This is a genomic window from Dietzia sp. Cai40, from assembly GCF_014145165.1.
Lineage (GTDB): Bacteria > Actinomycetota > Actinomycetes > Mycobacteriales > Mycobacteriaceae > Dietzia > Dietzia natronolimnaea.
Genome location: NZ_JAALEB010000138.1, coordinates 1 through 16,203 on the forward strand (window position 1 = coordinate 1; position 16,203 = coordinate 16,203).

Annotated in this window: 13 protein-coding genes and 4 tRNA genes; 4 read left to right on the forward strand and 13 right to left on the reverse strand. The window is 69.7% G+C overall.

Annotated features, from left to right (window positions below):
* Window positions 1-63: 63 nt before the first annotated feature.
* The gene (gene murA, locus G6022_RS06090) at window positions 64-1,347 is read right to left on the reverse strand and encodes a UDP-N-acetylglucosamine 1-carboxyvinyltransferase (RefSeq protein ID WP_179524634.1); all 1,284 of its coding nucleotides are present in this window, start codon (window positions 1,345-1,347) and stop codon (window positions 64-66) included.
* A 145-nt stretch (window positions 1,348-1,492) separates the two neighbouring features.
* Here murA and G6022_RS06095 point away from each other — a divergent pair, with 145 nt between their 5' ends.
* A complete protein-coding gene (locus G6022_RS06095) occupies window positions 1,493-2,080 on the forward strand; it encodes a cob(I)yrinic acid a,c-diamide adenosyltransferase (RefSeq protein ID WP_182639259.1) in 588 nt (195 codons plus the stop codon).
* A 110-nt stretch (window positions 2,081-2,190) separates the two neighbouring features.
* Here G6022_RS06095 and G6022_RS06100 read toward each other — a convergent pair whose 3' ends face one another.
* The 7 genes from G6022_RS06100 to G6022_RS06130 form a co-directional block, all read right to left on the reverse strand.
* The gene (locus G6022_RS06100; protein ID WP_182639258.1) at window positions 2,191-3,081 is read right to left on the reverse strand and encodes a LuxR C-terminal-related transcriptional regulator; all 891 of its coding nucleotides are present in this window, start codon (window positions 3,079-3,081) and stop codon (window positions 2,191-2,193) included.
* 184 nt (window positions 3,082-3,265) lie between these two features.
* Complete coding sequence (locus G6022_RS06105; protein ID WP_182691185.1) at window positions 3,266-4,480, reverse strand: GTP-binding protein; 1,215 nt, start codon at window positions 4,478-4,480, stop codon at window positions 3,266-3,268.
* Window positions 4,468-5,253: an enoyl-CoA hydratase gene (locus tag G6022_RS06110; RefSeq protein ID WP_179524630.1), complete on the reverse strand. Its 786-nt coding sequence runs from the start codon at window positions 5,251-5,253 to the stop codon at window positions 4,468-4,470. Before G6022_RS06110 ends, G6022_RS06105 begins: the two co-directional genes overlap by 13 nt.
* Window positions 5,254-5,325: 72 nt before the next feature.
* Complete coding sequence (locus tag G6022_RS06115; RefSeq protein ID WP_182638850.1) at window positions 5,326-8,568, reverse strand: arabinosyltransferase domain-containing protein; 3,243 nt, start codon at window positions 8,566-8,568, stop codon at window positions 5,326-5,328.
* 85 nt (window positions 8,569-8,653) lie between these two features.
* Window positions 8,654-8,727 (reverse strand) — tRNA-Phe (locus G6022_RS06120).
* A 49-nt stretch (window positions 8,728-8,776) separates the two neighbouring features.
* Window positions 8,777-8,850 (reverse strand) — tRNA-Asp (locus G6022_RS06125).
* Window positions 8,851-9,009: 159 nt separating this feature from the next.
* Window positions 9,010-9,082 (reverse strand) — tRNA-Glu (locus G6022_RS06130).
* 127 nt (window positions 9,083-9,209) lie between these two features.
* On the opposite strand from G6022_RS06130, the gene G6022_RS06135 reads away from it, so the two are divergent.
* The 3 genes from G6022_RS06135 to phoU all read left to right on the forward strand — a co-directional run bounded on the left by G6022_RS06135 (window position 9,210) and on the right by phoU (window position 11,404).
* A tRNA-Lys gene (locus G6022_RS06135) sits at window positions 9,210-9,285 on the forward strand.
* Window positions 9,286-9,352: 67 nt separating this feature from the next.
* Complete coding sequence (gene dusB, locus G6022_RS06140; RefSeq protein ID WP_182611014.1) at window positions 9,353-10,531, forward strand: tRNA dihydrouridine synthase DusB; 1,179 nt, start codon at window positions 9,353-9,355, stop codon at window positions 10,529-10,531.
* 102 nt (window positions 10,532-10,633) lie between these two features.
* Entirely contained in the window at window positions 10,634-11,404 is a 771-nt protein-coding gene (gene phoU / locus G6022_RS06145; RefSeq protein WP_182618102.1) for a phosphate signaling complex protein PhoU, read from the forward strand.
* 81 nt (window positions 11,405-11,485) lie between these two features.
* On the opposite strand, the gene pstB is transcribed toward phoU, so the two are convergent.
* From pstB to mshD, 5 genes are all read right to left on the reverse strand, one after another.
* Window positions 11,486-12,262, reverse strand: a complete 777-nt coding sequence (gene pstB, locus G6022_RS06150) for a phosphate ABC transporter ATP-binding protein PstB (RefSeq protein ID WP_179524626.1) — start codon at window positions 12,260-12,262, stop codon at window positions 11,486-11,488.
* A gap of 10 nt (window positions 12,263-12,272) precedes the next feature.
* Window positions 12,273-13,187: a phosphate ABC transporter permease PstA gene (pstA, locus tag G6022_RS06155; RefSeq protein WP_179524625.1), complete on the reverse strand. Its 915-nt coding sequence runs from the start codon at window positions 13,185-13,187 to the stop codon at window positions 12,273-12,275.
* On the reverse strand, window positions 13,187-14,227 hold the full coding sequence (gene pstC / locus G6022_RS06160) for a phosphate ABC transporter permease subunit PstC (RefSeq protein WP_182611016.1): 1,041 nt from the start codon (window positions 14,225-14,227) through the stop codon (window positions 13,187-13,189). Before pstC ends, pstA begins: the two co-directional genes overlap by 1 nt.
* Window positions 14,228-14,306: 79 nt before the next feature.
* Window positions 14,307-15,416 carry a phosphate ABC transporter substrate-binding protein PstS gene (gene pstS / locus G6022_RS06165; RefSeq protein WP_182640981.1) on the reverse strand — a complete coding sequence of 370 codons (1,110 nt, stop codon included), beginning with the start codon at window positions 15,414-15,416 and terminating at the stop codon, window positions 14,307-14,309.
* 246 nt (window positions 15,417-15,662) lie between these two features.
* Window positions 15,663-16,203, reverse strand: a 541-nt coding sequence (mshD, locus tag G6022_RS06170; RefSeq protein ID WP_182691186.1) for a mycothiol synthase, incomplete at its 5' end; no start/stop codon positions are given.

Here is a 16,203-nt window from a genome sequence, read left to right on the forward strand (position 1 = left end):
GCAGACGTGAACCCAAACGCAAATCGCCAGGTCAACGGCCAGAAAGCCGCGAGGCCGCTCGCGTCACCTGTGGGTGTCGACGCGCTCGATCCGGCCCCCCAGGGACCGCACCTTCTCGAGGAAGTCCGGGTACCCGCGGTCGATGTGGAAGATCTCGCAGACCTCGGTCACGGCGTCCCCGCACATCCCGGCGAGGACCAGTCCCGCGCCGGCGCGGATGTCACTGGCCCACACGGTCGCGGAGTCCAGGCGTTCACGGCCCCGGATCTTCGCGTGGTGCCCGTCGGTCTCGGCATCGACTCCCATGCGCACCATCTCCTCGACGAAGCGGAATCGTGCCTCGAAGAGGTTCTCGGTGATCACGGACGCGCCGTCCGCCACGGAGGCGAGGGCGATCGCCATCGGCTGGAGGTCGGTCGGGAAGCCGGGGAACGGCAGGGTCCGCACGTCCCGCGCGCGGGGACGTCCCTCCTGGATGACCCGGACCCAGTCCGGACCGGTCGAGACCTGCGCCCCCGCACCGCGGAGGTTCTCCAGCACCACGTGGATGAACATGGGATCGATGCCGGTGACGGTCACGTCACCCCGCGTCATCACCGCGCCCATCGCCCAGGTGGCGGCGACGATCCGGTCCCCTATCACCCGGTGACTCACCGGCGTCAGTGTCTCGACACCGTCGATGGTGATGGTGCTCGTCCCGGCCCCGCTGATGCGGGCACCCATCTTGGACAACAGGTCACAGATGTCGACGATCTCTGGTTCCCGGGCGGCGTTGACCAGCGTCGAGGTCCCGCGGGCCAGAACCGCGCCGAACAGAAATGTCTCCGTGGCACCCACGGAGGGGAACGCGAGCGTGTACCTGGCGCCCGTCAGCTCGGTTGCCTCGGCGACCAGTCGGCCGTGATCCATCCTCGTGGTGGCGCCCAGCTTCTCGAGCGCCTCGCGGTGCCAGTTGAGTGGCCGGTCCCCGATCGCGTCTCCGCCCGGCATCGCCAGCTCGGCACGGTGGTAGCGACCGACGAGGGGCCCGAGGATGCAGACGGATGCCCGCAGTCGCTGCGCGGCTTTGTCGTCCGAGACGTGCCCCAGGTCCGCCGGCGTGTCGATCACCACCGTTCCGCCCGAGATCTCGACGGTGCACCCCAGGTGCCGCAGCACGTCGGCCATCGCGGGCACGTCGGAGATGTCCGGGCAGTTGGTCAGTGTGGTCCGCCCCTCCGCCATCAGTGCCACCGCCATCAGCTTGAGCACGCTGTTCTTGGCGCCGGCGACAGAGACCTCGCCGGCCAGTCTGGTGCCGCCGGTGACGAGGAAGCTCTCCTCGCGGGACGTGGGGTTACCGCTCACGCGGTCCACCTTAGGCGAGAACCGGGGCGACCAGCGGAGCCCGCGCACCCTCGGGGCCACGCGAACGGGCGAGGCGACCACGGCAACGCGCGACCGGGCGAGGCGACCACGCGACCGCTCGACCGCGTACGCGTAGGTTGGCGTCATGGCTGTGCATCTCACCAAGATCTATACCCGGACCGGCGACGACGGCACCACGGGACTGTCCGACTTCTCCCGGGTGAGCAAGAACGACGCCCGACTGGACGCCTACGCGGACTGCGACGAGGCCAATGCCGCCCTGGGGGTAGCCCTGACCTGCGGCGATCTCGACAGCCGCATCGCCTCCGTGCTCCGGGTCGTACAGAACGACCTCTTCGACGCCGGGGCCGACCTCTCCACTCCTGTTGTCGACGCCCCCGAGTACCCCCCGTTGCGGATCGAGCAGTCCTACATCGAGCGACTGGAGGGGTGGATCGACGAGTTCAACGCCGAACTCGCCGACCTGACCTCGTTCATCCTGCCCGGTGGAACCCCCGGCGCCGCCCACCTGCACGTCGCCCGGACGGCGGTGAGGCGCGCCGAGCGAGCCGCCTGGGCCGCCGTCGAGGCATACCCCGAGACCACGTCCGTGCTGCCGGCCAAGTATCTCAACCGCCTGTCGGACCTTCTGTTCGTCCTGGGACGGGTGGCCAATCCGGAGGGCGACGTCCTCTGGGTTCCCGGCGGCGAGCGCGGCGCCGATCGCGGCTGATTAATCCGGAGCTCCCGGACCCCGGCCGCAGTGCCAGAGCCGCTCTCCTGTGCCCGAGCCGCTCCGCTGTCCCCGAACCGCCGTGCCCGAGCGTGCAGCCGCCCCGGGGGTCAGGGCAGAACGCCCATCCGACGCGCCGCGTTGACCGCCTCGAATCTGGTGTGCGCATCGAGTTTGCGCATGACCGAGCGCAGGTAGCTCTTCACCGTCTCCGCACCGATCCCCATGTCGGCGGCCGTCTCGATGTTCGTCTTGCCCTGCGCGACGCAGGCCAACACGTCGAGCTCGCGGCGCGACAGGCGTGCCGTGGGCATCTCCGGCGGCGGGGAGACCATCTCGGCGCAGATCCGTTCGAGCTCGGCACGCACGTCCGGGTCCTCGGTCCGGGAGGCCAGCATCCGCAGCCGGGCATGGGTGTCGCGCATGCGCTCGTTGGACAGGACGTCGTCCCAGCGCCCCTCACCCGCTCCCGGGCCCATCGGGGCCGCGCCTCGGGCCGCGAGGGCGTCGTTGACCGCGATCTCCTGCTCGAGGGCGCGGGCCGTGGCCGCCATCTGGTTGAGGACCTTCTCGCCGAAACGGACCGAGGAGTGCACGCCGGCGTAGAGCACGGCCCGCACGTCCTTGCCCACCACGACCGGGATCGCCGCCATCGACCGCAACCCCTCGGACAGCACGGGCAGGTCGTACTCGTGAGTGATCACACCGGCGCGCGGGTAATCGGCCACACCGACCGGCTTACCGGTCGCCATGACCCGGCCGCCGACCCCGGCGCCGTAGTGGATCATGAGATCCTTCATCGCCGAAGTCCGCATCCCCAGCGACTCCGACAGCACGAGTGTGTGACCCTCGCCGACCACGCCGCCGATGGTCACCGGGATCCCTGTGGCCTCGCGCAGGGCCGAGATCGCGCTGCGCACGGAGGCCAGATCGCGCCTGCGTCGCTGGGCTTCGCCCGCGCCACCTGCGACTCCACCACGGCCGGTATTCTCCTCGTCCACGAGGTCTCCTCCCACGTCCGTGGCATACCCCCACCGCGAGCCGGGGAAATCCCCCCGCGAGTGCCACACATCACCGTCGTCAGCGCCACTATACGCACGTGGCCGGGCTGATGCCGATCCCAGTCGGCCGCCGACGACCGATGTCCCCGGGGGTGCCCCACCCCGCTTCCCAACCGGAGTGCACTCAGGGAGTGAAAGCTGGATCGAATGCCTCGGGATCCTCGGGATCCGCCAGCATCGCGGCCGCTCCGGTGAGGGGCGCGACGCGCTGTTCGTCGTAGATCCACTCCTCGACGTCACTGGAGTCCGGGTCGCCCACCAGGTACGGGTGCAGGCCCAGATCGGCGTCCGCGTCGACCGCCTCCCCCGGCGCCAGCACGGAGTCGTCGAGGAACCGGGTCACCTCGTCGTCGTCGAGATCGACGCCGATCATCACCATCCCCTCGGTGCCCTCTCCGCCCGCACGGAGCTCGAGCCGGCGCCCCACCAGCGCGACCTCGTAGCGCCGTGGTCCGTCGGCGGTGCCCAGGGTCACCGTGCCCTTGGCGCGGTAGGCACCGGTCGGCGGCGAGGCGAGCGCGGACAGGAACCGGCGGGGGTGGAGGGGACCGGACGGGATCACGGTGAACGCCCGGTAGCCGTCGTGGAGATGGTCGTGGTCGTGCGGGTGGGCACGGCCGTCCGACGGCTCCCGGCCGTCCTCCGACCCGGCGGCGGTGTCCCGGCCCGGCTCCATCCCCAGCAGCAGACCCGTCGGCACGGCCGCCCGGACCGCGGGCAGGACGGCGACCCGGGGGGCGTGCCGGCGGATCGTGTCGCGGATGCGGTCGAATCGCGCGCGGTCCACGAGATCGCACTTGTTGACCACCACGAGGTCCGCCTCCGCCAGGTGCGCCGTCAACCGCGGGTGCCGCGCCAGGGCGTCGTCGAGCCCTTCGGCGTCGACGACCTGGACCATCCCCGCGTGCCGCACCACCTCGCGCGGCACCTCGTGGACCATGCGCGACAGGATCGCCGGCTCCGCCAGCCCGCTGGCCTCGATCACCGCCAGGTCGAGCCCGTGCTCGGGGTCGGCCAGACCGGCCAGGGTCTCTCCCAGCTCGCTCGCGTCGACCTCGCAGCAGACACACCCGTTGGCCAACGAGATCATCGAGTCCACGCGCCCCGCGACCGACGTGGCGTCCACGTCGATCTCGCCGAAGTCGTTGACGATCGCGCCGATGCGCAGGCCCGGCGTGCCGGACAGCAGGTGGTTGAGCAGCGTGGTCTTGCCGGCACCCAGGTAACCGGTGAGGACCAACACGGGCAGGGGCTCACCGGGGGCGCGGCGGGCGTCCCCGCTCACGCCACCGCCCCCGGCGAGATGCCCGTGCGTGGGCTGGTCCCTCAGCGGCGCCACTCGGGCTTCCGCTTCTCGGCGAACGCCGACATCCCCTCGGTCTGGTCCTCGGTGGCGAAGAGTGCGTAGAAGGCGTTCTGCTCGGCGAGCAGCCCCTCCTCGAGAGTGGTCTCGAAGGACCGGTTGACCGCCTGCTTCGCCGCGATGGCGGTGGTCTTGCTCATCGAGGCGATCTTCCCGGCGACCTTCATGGTCTCGTCGAGCAGGTCCGCGGCGGGGACGACGCGGGTGACCAGGCCGGAGCGCTCCGCCTCGTCCGCGTCCATCTGTCGGCCGGTGAGGCACAGGTCCATGGCCTTGGCCTTGCCCACCGCACGCGTGAGCCGCTGCGAGCCGCCCATGCCCGGGATGACACCGAGGGTGATCTCGGGCTGGCCGAACTTGGCGTTGTCACCGGCGATGATCATGTCGCACATCATGGCCAGCTCGCACCCGCCGCCGAGGGCGAACCCGGACACGGCCGCGATGATCGGCGTTCGCGCGGCGGTGAGTCGCTTCCAGTCGCCGAAGTAGCGCTCGAGGTAGATCCCGGGGTAGCTCTTGTCCTTCATCTCCTTGATGTCGGCGCCGGCCGCGAAGGCCTTCTCCGAACCGGTGATGACGATGCAGCCGACGCCGGGGTCGGAGTCGAGACCCTCCACGGCCTCGACGACCTCTTTCTCCATGCCGCTGCTCAGCGCGTTGAGCGCCTTGGGTCGGTGCAGCGTGATGACCGCGACGCGGTCGCTCTGCTCCACCAGGATGTTCTCGAACTGCTTCTCGGTCACGGACATCGCGTGCTCCAGTCTGCGTCAGGGGATACTTGGACTTCCTTGTAAAAAGTCTCCGGGGCCGATGTTAGCCGGTCATCTGGCGAGCGGTCCCCCGTTCCACAGCCCCGACCGTACGGCCTCACCGTGGTCGATGGTCGCCTCCCGGGCCGCGGGCACCAACGGCTCGTACCGCACCAGCGAACCCCAGTCCCGTGACCAGTCGTGCTCCAGATAGGTCGGCACGGTCTCGCCGGCCAGGAGCAACTCGATGAACCCGAGGGGCCCGCCACCGTCCCACGCCTGCCAGGTGTTGGTGGAACTCACCGCGAGGTCGCGATCCGGCAGGACCCGGTACTCGGGCAGCTCGTGGATACCGGCGTACTCCTCGAACGGTCGCAGACACGGGGTGTGGAAGGCCACCGCCCAGTCGGGGAGCACCGGGCGGGAGTCACCGACGAGCTCCTGCATGGTCACCAGTTCCGGCATGCGCGGCGGGGTGAACGCGATCCACCGCGACGGGTCCGGGTCCAGGTCGCGCACCACGAGCCGGATCGCCGTGGCGTCGGTGGGCAGGGTGTCGACGGGCACGCGCAGGTTCCGCCAGGACGGCGCCGGGCCGATGTCGACGGGCAGGACCGAACCGGCCGGCTCGAACCGGTCGGCTGCGGTGGCGAACTCCACGCGGATCGCGTCCGGCGCGAACGAGCCGGCCACGGCGATCGTGATGAGCGGGCTCTCCTCGTCCCGTTCGGGGAGCCGATACCAGTCCGTGGTGGTCTCGGCGTTGAACTGCGGGCCGGTCTGGTAGCTGCCGAGCACGGGGACGCGGGCCGGGTCGAGACCGAAGGGCAGGACGGCGTGACTGCCGTTGATGCCCTCCCCCGCGCGCACTCCGCCCTCGGTGCCGGCGGTGGTGGCGGTGGCGTCGGAGTCCTCCCCGGTTCCCGGGGTGTCGGTGTCCACGGCCTGGGTGGCGGTGAGGTCGGTGGGGATGCCGTCGGGGATGAACTCCACCGGCTGCGCGCCCGCCTCGAGCTGGTCACGGGGGTCACCGACCGGGGCGAGCAGTCCGGCGTTGGCGTCGGGCTCGGCGAGCACCATGTCGGCGATACCGCACGGCTCCCCGGACAGCACCCGCAGGTTCTGCAGGCCGACCGAGTAGGCGGGGTACTGGTTGCGGACCGCGGCGGCCATGGAGGCCACGATGACGACGACGACGAGGGCCGCCGCGAGCCCGAGTGGGGCGTGCGAGACCTCACGCAGGACCCGGACCACGGGGCCGCGATCGGCATCGGCGGGCACCGACCCCGTGGGCCGCACGAACGGCTCCCGGTAGTGCAGGACCAGCGCGAGCAGGAGCGCGATGACCATCAGCCCGAGGAATACCGAGGAGAACGTGATCCCCGCGATCGAGGGCTGCACGCCACCCCACGGGATGCCGTAGATCGAGATGTACCACCAGCCGTTGGTGGAGGTGAAGCTCAGGGCCAGGACGAAGAACACCGCGGCGAGGAACAGCATCCGGTTGCGCAGCGACCGGGTGGCCGCCGGCAGGACGGCCATGGTCACCAGGGCCGCCAGCGCGGCGCCGATCGTGGCGAACGCACCGAAGTGGTGGGTCCACTTGGTGGGGTTGAGCGCCATGAACGCGATCGACATGGCGGCCAGACCCACGATCCGTCGGGCGGGGCCCACGGCCACGCCGGGGATCCGCCCCTTGCGGAACAGGATCGCGGCGCACGTGATCAGCGACAGGAACATCGCCAGGACCGCGAACCTGCGGGCCAGGGACCCGTCCGGCGTCGGGTTCATGAGCCACTCGTACCGCCACACCTCCTCGAACCAGCGCCCCGTGGGGCCGACGTCGCCGAGCAGCGCCGACGACTGCAGCGTGGTCACCAGGGGCTGGTCCAGGAAGATCAGGTGCAGCACGCCGAGACCGGCGGCGAACAGGGGGGCCACCGTCGGGATCCAGCCGTCGCGCCGTGCCCGCCGGATCACCAGCAGCAACAGCGGTCGGGAGGCCGCGATGATCGCCGCGATGCAGAAGGTGCCCGTGGGCGCCGCGGACAGGGTGAGCCCGCCGATGATGAAGCCTGTGGCCGCGGGCAACAGCCTGCCGGTGGCCAGGGCGCGCTCCAGCGAGACCCAGGTGGCAAGCACACCGAAGGCCACGATCGGCTCGGGGCGCAGCCCGTTGTTGTAGGTGAGCCAGAACGCGAGGAACACCGCGGCGGTACTCCACCGGACGGCCGACGCACGGCGGGCGGCGATGCCCAGTCGCGGGATCACCTCGCGGGACAGCAGCATCCACGACGCGATCCCCAGCAGCAACGCCGGCAGGCGCAGCCACATACTGCCCACGGTGACGGAACTGATCGCCGTGTACAGGTAGTACGGCATACCGAACGGCGCGTACGGGGCGCCGTAGTACCGGAACACCTCCGGCATGTAGCCGCTCGAGACGGCGGCGCGCGCCTCGGTGAGGATGTACCCGTCATCCGCCGTGTTGGCCCCGATCACGTGCCAGACCAGGAGCGTGGCCACGACCACCAGGTCCAGGGGACGGGGCTTCCACCACCCGCGCGGCAGCACCCGTCGTCCGACGCGTCCGTCGCGCAGGTCGAGTCGGTGCAGGGCGACCAGCGCCACGACGATCGCGAGGATCCCGACCACGATCGCGATCTGCTTGATCACGGTCGCCTGCGTGGTGTAGCGGGAGTCGACGGTGATGTCGACGGACATCCCCTCGGGCGCCGGCCCCTGCAGATCAGTGAAGACCCCGACGACCTGCGGCCGCAGATCCTGGTCGATCCGCCCGCCCACCTCCCCGTCGTCCGAGGCGAGACCGACGAACTCCGCGCCGATCGAACCGGAGTCGGCCACGACGCGGATCACCGAGCACGCCCCGGGTGAGGCGACCGCGTCAGTGGGGGCGGCCGCGACCAGCACGTTCCGGCTGCGCACCTCGACGGTGGGGCCGGCCACGGACACCACGAGCGCACGCGCGCCCGCGTTCTCTCCCGCCTGACGGGGCGCCGTGGACACGAGCACCCCGTTCTCACGGCCCTGGTCGCGGAGCTCCCCCACCGCCGCGCACGGGACGTCCACCGCCAGGTCGAGCGGGTAGTAGGCCACGAGGGGCGCCGTCACGGGGTCGAGGGTCCCGGCCTCCGGCCAGCTGATCGTCGAGGTGGTCTGGGTGACCGGGAGCAGCGGGACGATGATCGCGAGGAGGATCCCGACCAGGCCGCTGACCGCGGCGACTATCCCCCACCGGGTTCCTGTACGGGACCTGTCCGGCACGTCACGGACCTCGGTGGCAGTCGATGGCATGGCGTCCACGCTATAACGACCGACGGGGGTTCCCCGAAACGACGAACGCGCCGGAGGGAAACCCTCCGGCGCGCTGCGCTCTCGGTGGCCAGAGTCGGGATCGAACCGACGACCTTCCGCTTTTCAGGCGGACGCTCGTACCAACTGAGCTACCTGGCCATAAGACCACCGGCGCATCCGGTAAACCGAATGCGCCGGTTGTCTCCTGCGACCCTGACGGGACTCGAACCCGCGACCTCCGCCGTGACAGGGCGGCGCGCTAACCAACTGCGCCACAGGGCCGTGCTTTTCGCACGAGACAGAACAGTAATCGACGCCCACGCCGGACGCAAATCGCGGGACCGGCGGTGGTTCCAGGGCAGCTCGGAACGGGTCCGGACGGGCCCCGAGACGAGAGAAGTCCCGGCCGCCGACGAACGGTGACCGGGACTCCTGACCTCGTACCCCCTACGGGATTCGAACCCGCGCTGCCGGCGTGAAAGGCCGGTGTCCTAGGCCGCTAAACGAAGGGGGCGTACGCCACGTCCGGGATCGCCGGGCCGCAGCGGGTTCGAGTTTAGGGCACGGCCCAGCAGACGTCTAAACCAACCACGCCCGAGCCGACGCCCGTCGGCGCGAACGGGGACGGTATCGTGACCGACGCCCCTATAGCTCAGTTGGTAGAGCTACGGACTTTTAATCCGCAGGTCGTCGGTTCGAGCCCGACTGGGGGCACCACGATCGGCCGGGCGGCACAGGGCGCCCCCATTGGACCTGGCCCGCCCCGCGCTGGGACACTCGGATCATGTCCGCACCCACCGCCACCGGCGGGCCCGCCCTGCGCATCGGCCCCCTCGAGCTCGCCTCACCGGTCGTCCTGGCGCCGATGGCGGGCGTCACCAATGTCGCCTTCCGCACGCTGTGCCGCGAACTCGAACGTGAGCAGCAGGGTTCGGTGTCCGGGCTCTACGTCTGCGAGATGGTGACGGCGCGGGCGCTCGTCGAACGCCAGCCGGGAACTCTGCACATGGCCACGTTCGCGCCCGACGAGTCCCCGCGCAGCCTGCAGCTGTACACGGTGGACGCCGAGTACACCTACGCGGCCGCCAAGATGATCGTCGACGAGGACCTGGCGGACCACATCGACATCAACTTCGGGTGCCCGGTCCCCAAGGTCACCCGACGCGGCGGCGGGTCGGCGATCCCCTACAAGCGGCGGCTGTTCCGCTCCATCGTCGCAGCGGCGGTCCGGGCCACCGAGGGCACCGATATCCCGGTCACGGTGAAGATGCGGGTGGGGATCGACGACGAGCACCACACCCATCTCGACGCCGGCCGCATCGCCGTCGACGAGGGCGCCAGGGCCGTCGCCCTGCACGCACGGACCGCCGCCCAGCGGTACTCCGGCGAGGCGGACTGGTCGCAGATCTCCCGCCTGGTCGAGCACATCGGCGAGGTCTCTGATGTCCCGGTGCTGGGCAACGGCGACATTTTCTCCGCCGAGGACGCCGTCCGGATGCGGGAGCAGACCGGGTGCGAGGGCGTCGTGATCGGCCGGGGCTGTCTGGGCCGGCCGTGGCTCTTCTCCGAGCTCGCCGCCACCCTCGACGGGCGCGAGGCACCGGCCCCGCCCACGCTCGGCGAGGTCGGCCGCATCATGTACCGCCACGGCGAACTCCTCGCCGAACACCACGGTGAGAACAAGGGCATGCGCGACATCCGCAAACACGTGGCGTGGTACCTGCGGGGGTTCCCTGCCGGCTCGGGCAAGCGGGTGGCCCTGGCAGCCGTCCGCACCCTGGACGACCTCGCGGAGATGCTCGCCGATCTCCCCGCCGACGAGCCCTTCCCCGCGGACGGGTACGGCCCGCGCGGCCGCCAGGGATCGCCCTCCCGGGTTCTCCTGCCCGAGGGGTGGTTGGACGATCCGGAGGACGACGCGGTGGCTCTCGAGGGTGCGGACGCGGAGAACTCGGGCGGCTGAACCGGCGCCTCCGGCACCGGCGCGGATGACGTGTCCCCCTGTTCATCGGCCGTTCATCGCCGGTATCGATAGTGCGGTTGACATGCCCGTATGCTGGTTCACATGCGTCTCGTCTACTCTGAAGAACTCGCGGATCTGGCCACCTCGATGGCCCGGATGTGCTCCCTCGCCACCGACGACATGGAGCTGGCGACCCACGCCCTCCTCCAGGTCGACCTCGTGGCCGCCGAGAGGGTTCTCCAGTCCTCGACGGAGATGTCCCGGCTGGCGACCGAGAACGAGGAACGCGGGTTCGCGCTCCTGGCCCTCCAGGCGCCGGTCGCCCGTGATCTCCGGCAGGTGGTCACCTCCATCCAGCTCGTCCAGGACCTCACCCGGATGGGCACGCTGGCAGGGCACGTCGCCAAGATCGTCCGTCGGAGGCATCCGGAGAGCGTGCTCCCGGAGCCCGTCAACGGGTACTTCGCCGAGATGGGCCGCGTCGCGGTCTCGCTCGGCCGGTCCGCCACCGAGGTGCTGCTCAACCGGGACGCCGAGCAGGCCGCCACCCTGGCCCAGCAGGACGACGCCGTCGACGACCTCCGCCGCCACCTGTTCACCCTGCTCACCGTGCGCGAGTGGAAGTGGGGAGTGGCGTCGGCGGTCGACGTCACCCTCCTCGGTCGCTACTACGAGCGGTTCGCGGACCACGCGGTGGAGGTGGCGCAGCGCGTGATCTTCCTCGCCACCGGCGAGTACGCCACCCTGGCGGAGGACGATCCCGAGCACTCCTCCGCCTCCAACGAGGAGCTGGTCCGCCGCTTCAACGAGACCGACAGGTCGTTGACGCACCGCGTCTCGGGGGACGACCCGGGGAAATCCGGACCCAGCTGACAGCCGGCCGGGCCGCGACGACGAGCGCCCCGGTACCCGCCTCGTGGGCGGGTACCGGGGCGCTCGGCTGTATCCGGCGGCTCAGCCGAATCGGCCGGAGACGTAGTCCTCGGTCTGCTTGTGGTCCGGGTTCGAGAAGATCTTCTCCGTCGAGTTGACCTCTACCAGCTGGCCCGGCATGCCGGTGGCCTCGAGCGAGAAGAACGCGGTCTGATCGGACACGCGCGCCGCCTGCTGCATGTTGTGCGTCACGATCACGATGGTGAACTCGCTCTTGAGCTCGGCGATGAGGTCCTCCACCGCGAGGGTGGAGATGGGGTCGAGCGCGGAGCAGGGCTCGTCCATGAGCAGGACCTGGGGCTCGATGGCGATCGCGCGGGCGATACACAGGCGCTGCTGCTGACCGCCGGAGAGCCCCCCGCCCGGCTTGTCCAGTCGATCCTTGACCTCGTTCCACAGATTGGCGCCGCGCAGCGACTTCTCGGCCACCTCGTCCAGGGTCTTCTTGTTCCTGACGCCCTGGAGCCTGAGGCCGGCGGTGACGTTCTCCTTGATCGACATCGTCGGGAACGGGTTGGGCCGCTGGAACACCATGCCGATGGTCCGTCGGACGGCGACGGGGTCCACCTTCTTGTCGTAGATGTCCACGCCGTCGAGCTTGATGGATCCCGTGGCGTACGCGCCCGCGATCTCCTCGTGCATGCGGTTGAGCGAGCGGAGCACGGTGGACTTGCCGCAGCCGGACGGGCCGATGAACGCGGTCACCGAGCGCGGGGGGACGTGGAGGTCGACGTCCTTCACGGCGTGGAAGTCACCGTAGAAGATGTCGACGTTCTCGAGGTCGAGTCGCTTGGCCATGACAGGGTCCTTACTTGGTCTTCGGCGCGAGCGCCTTGGAGGCGAACGTGGCGAGGACGTTCGCCAGCGCGATGATGATGATCAGGGTGAGGGCGGCGCCCCAGATCCGGTACTGGCCGGCTTCCGTCGGGTTCGAGAGCTGGTTGAAGATCAGCAGCGGCAGCGAGGCCATGTTGCCCTCGAAGAGGCTGTAGTTGAAGCTCGCCGTGTACCCCACGAGGATCAGTACCGGGGCGGTCTCGCCCATCACCCGGGCGATCGAGAGGAAGACCCCGGAGATCATGCCCGACAGCGCGGTCGGGACCACGATGCTGACGATGGTCTTCCACTTGGGCACGCCGAGCGCGTAGGACGCCTCACGGAGCTCGTCCGGGACGAGCTTGAGCATCTCCTCGGTGGAGCGCACGATCAGCGGCAGCATGAGCAACACCAGCGCCAGGCTCACCGCGAACGCGCTGAGCTGGAACCTCAGCACCGAAACCCAGACCCCGAAGATGAAGATGGCGGCCACGACCGAGGGCACGCCCGCGAGCACGTCGACCATGAAGGTGGTCGGCTTGGCCAGCCTCGACTCGGGGTACTCGACCAGCATGATGCCCGCCGCCACCCCCAGCGGGATCGAGATGACCGCGGCGATGATCGCCTGGACGAGGCTGCCGTAGATGGCGTGCCCCACACCGCCACCCATCGAGGACGGGGAGACGAGGAAGAACGAGTTCGTCCACCAGGTGGGGTTGATGACCGCGGGGATACCGGACTCGATCACCTTGTAGAGCAGCGCCACCAGCGGGATGACGGCCAGCACGAAGCACAGCGAGAAGATCACCGTCGCCGCCCTGTCCTTGATCCTGCGGCTGCCGGCGATCGGCAGGAACGTGTCCGACGGCTTGGCGGGCTTGGCGAGGTCGGGAGTTGCCTGTGTCATCAGCCGTTGACCTTTCCACCGGACACGGAGCGTGCGATGAGGTTGACGAAGAAGGTGAGGATGAAGAGCACGAGACCCGCCGCGATGTAGGCACCGGTCGGCAGCGGGTGGTTGAACTCGGCCGCGCCCGACGCGATCTTGGAGGCGAACGTGAAGCCGCCGTCGAAGAGCGACAGCGTGCCGGGGGCGCTCGCGGCCCGCAGGATGATGAGGACCGCGACGGTCTCGCCGAGCGCCCGGCCGAGCGCGAGCATGGAGCCCGCGATCATGCCGGACTTGGCGTAGGGGAAGCACGTCATCCGGATCTTCTCCCACTTGGTGGCGCCCAGGGCGAGGGCGGCCTCCTGGTGGAGCGAGGGGGTCTGGCGGATGGTCTCGCGCGACATCGAGGTGATGATCGGCAGGATCATGATCGCCAGGACCACCCCGGCGGTGAAGATGGTCCCGCCGCCGGCGATCGACACGTTGCCGTCGCCGAAGAGGAAGATCCATCCGAGGTTCTCGTTGAGCCACGTGGACAACGGGACCAACAACGGCCCGAGCACGATCAGGCCCCACATGCCGTAGATGATCGACGGGACCGCCGCGAGCAGGTCGATGAGCGCCGACAGCGACCTCGACAGCCGGGCCGGTGCGTACTGCACGAGGAACGTCGCGATGCCGATGGACACCGGAACGGCGAGGAACAACGCGAAGAGCGAGCTCAGCACGGTCACCCTGAACATGTCGAGGATGCCGAACCGCATGTTGTCCGGATCGCTCGTGTTCCACTCGGACGACGTGAGGAAGTTGACGTTGTTCGCCAGGAGGGAGGGCGTCGCCTGCATGACCAGGACGATCGCGATCAGGGCGATGAGAGCGACGATGACGGCGCCGGCCGCCACCGTGACGCCCCGGAACACCGCGTCCGCCTTCTGCGAGGACCGGCCCTCGAGGAGGTCGCCCTTGGCGCCCTTCTCCGTATCCGGCACCGACCCCGAGCTGCCGGGGAGCCCGCCGGACTGCCCGGTGTTCCGGTCGACGGATTCGTGAACTGTCATGGGACCTTCAGTCGCTCGGGGGATGAGATGGCCGGTCACCGGCTCGCCGCGATCAGCGGCGGGCCGGTGACCCGGTGCATCAGGAGATCTCGGAGATGGCGGTCAGGAGCTGCTCGCGGAAGGCGTCGGGCACGGGGATGTAGCCCTCGTCCTCGAGCTGTGCCTGGACGTCCTCGGCCACCGCGATGTTGAGGAACGACCGGACGGCCGCGGCGGTCTCCGGATCCGCGTACGAGGAGCAGACGATCTCGTAGGTGGGGAGGATGATGGGGTAGGCGCCGGCGGCCTCGGGGACGTAGAACGACGAGGTGTCGATGACGAGGTCGTTGGTGCCCTCGTTCTGGAGCCGCGCCGAGTCGATGGTCACACCCGAGGTCTCGGCGTTGAGCTCGACGCCCTCCGGGTCCGCCGGGGTGATGACCTTGACCATCGAGAGGTCCTGGTTCTTCGCGTACGACCACTCGGTGTACGTGATGGTCCCCGGGGTCTGCCCGATGGCACCCGAGACACCCTCGTTGCCGCGGGCGCCCTCGCCGACACCACCGGTGAAGGTCTTGCCGGCGCCCTGCGTCCACGCACCCTCCGACGCCGCCTCCAGGTACTTCTGGAAGTTGTCGGTCGTGCCGGACTCGTCCGACCGGAAGATCACGGTGATGGGCTCGTCCGGGAGGTCCGTGCCCTCGTTCTCCTCGGCGATCGCCGGGTCGTTCCACGTGGTGATCTCACCGTTGAAGATCTTGGCGAGGGTGGGGCCGGAGAGCTTCAACTCGACGCCGTCGAGGTTGTAGGCCACGGCGATCGGGCCGAAGACGGCGGGGATGTGCCACGCCTCGGAGTCGCACCGCTCCTCGGCCGCCGCGTAGTCGGCATCCTTGAGCGGGGAATCGGATCCACCGAAGTCCGTGATCCCGCCGGTGAACTCGCTCACGCCGGCGCCGGAGCCGTTGGAGTTGTAGTTCAGCGTCTGACCCTCGCAGCTCATGGCGTAGGAGTTGGCGAAGATCGTCATGGCGTTGTTCTGGGCGGAGGAGCCCGACGCGGTCAGGGTCTCCTTGCCCGCGCATTCCGCGTCGGAGACACTCTGCGCCGCGGTGTCACCGCTTCCGGTGTTGTCATCCGAGCAGGCGGCGAGCCCGACCGCCGTGAGGGCGGTGAGGCCGAGAAGAGCACCGGTGCGCTTGAGGTTCACTGAATCTCCTTGGTTCGTCCGGCGGATAGCCCCCCGAACACGTCTTTGGCGACTGCAACACAAAGCCGGGCCGATACCGAGTCCCGACGAGCACAGAACCTAAGGGTCCGATATGAACGGTCTCGCCGGTCGAGATGAACGAGAGATGAACTCAGTGGATGCGTCACGGTTATGACCTCTCGGGGGATTCGTACGGCGCCCCCACCTGGGGTGATCGCCGACCTCCGAGGTCCCCGGACGGGGGTCTCACGCCGAGGCGTAGGTCACATCGCGGTGCTCGACGGTGAATCCGAGCTTCTCGTAGGTCCGGATGGCCGCCGCGTTGTCACCCTCCACGTAGAGGACGACCGACTCCGCGCCCACCGGACCCTCCAGGTGAGCTACCCCCAGCGAGGTGAGCAGCCCTCCGAGCCCGCGCCCCTGGTCGGACGGGTCGACCGCCACGACGTAGACCTCGCCCTCCACGGGGGAACCGGGCTCACTCACCGTCTTGGTCCAGTGGAAGCCCGCGAGCCGGGGCACCGGACCGGTGGTGTCGACGGCCAGGAAGATCGCCCCGGGGTCCACCCACTCCACAGCCAGTCGCTCATCGAGCTGGGCGCGGGTCCATCCGCCCTGCTCCGGGTGCCACGAGAACGCGGCGTTGTTGACGCGGAGGAACTCCTCGCGGGCGTCCAGTCCGGGCCATCGGGTGCCGCCCTCCGAGGCCGCCTCGGCGAGTGTGCCCGTCTCGATCCCCGCAGCGGGCCGCGTGGCGGGTAGCGCGGAGCCCGCGGGGGCGCGCCGG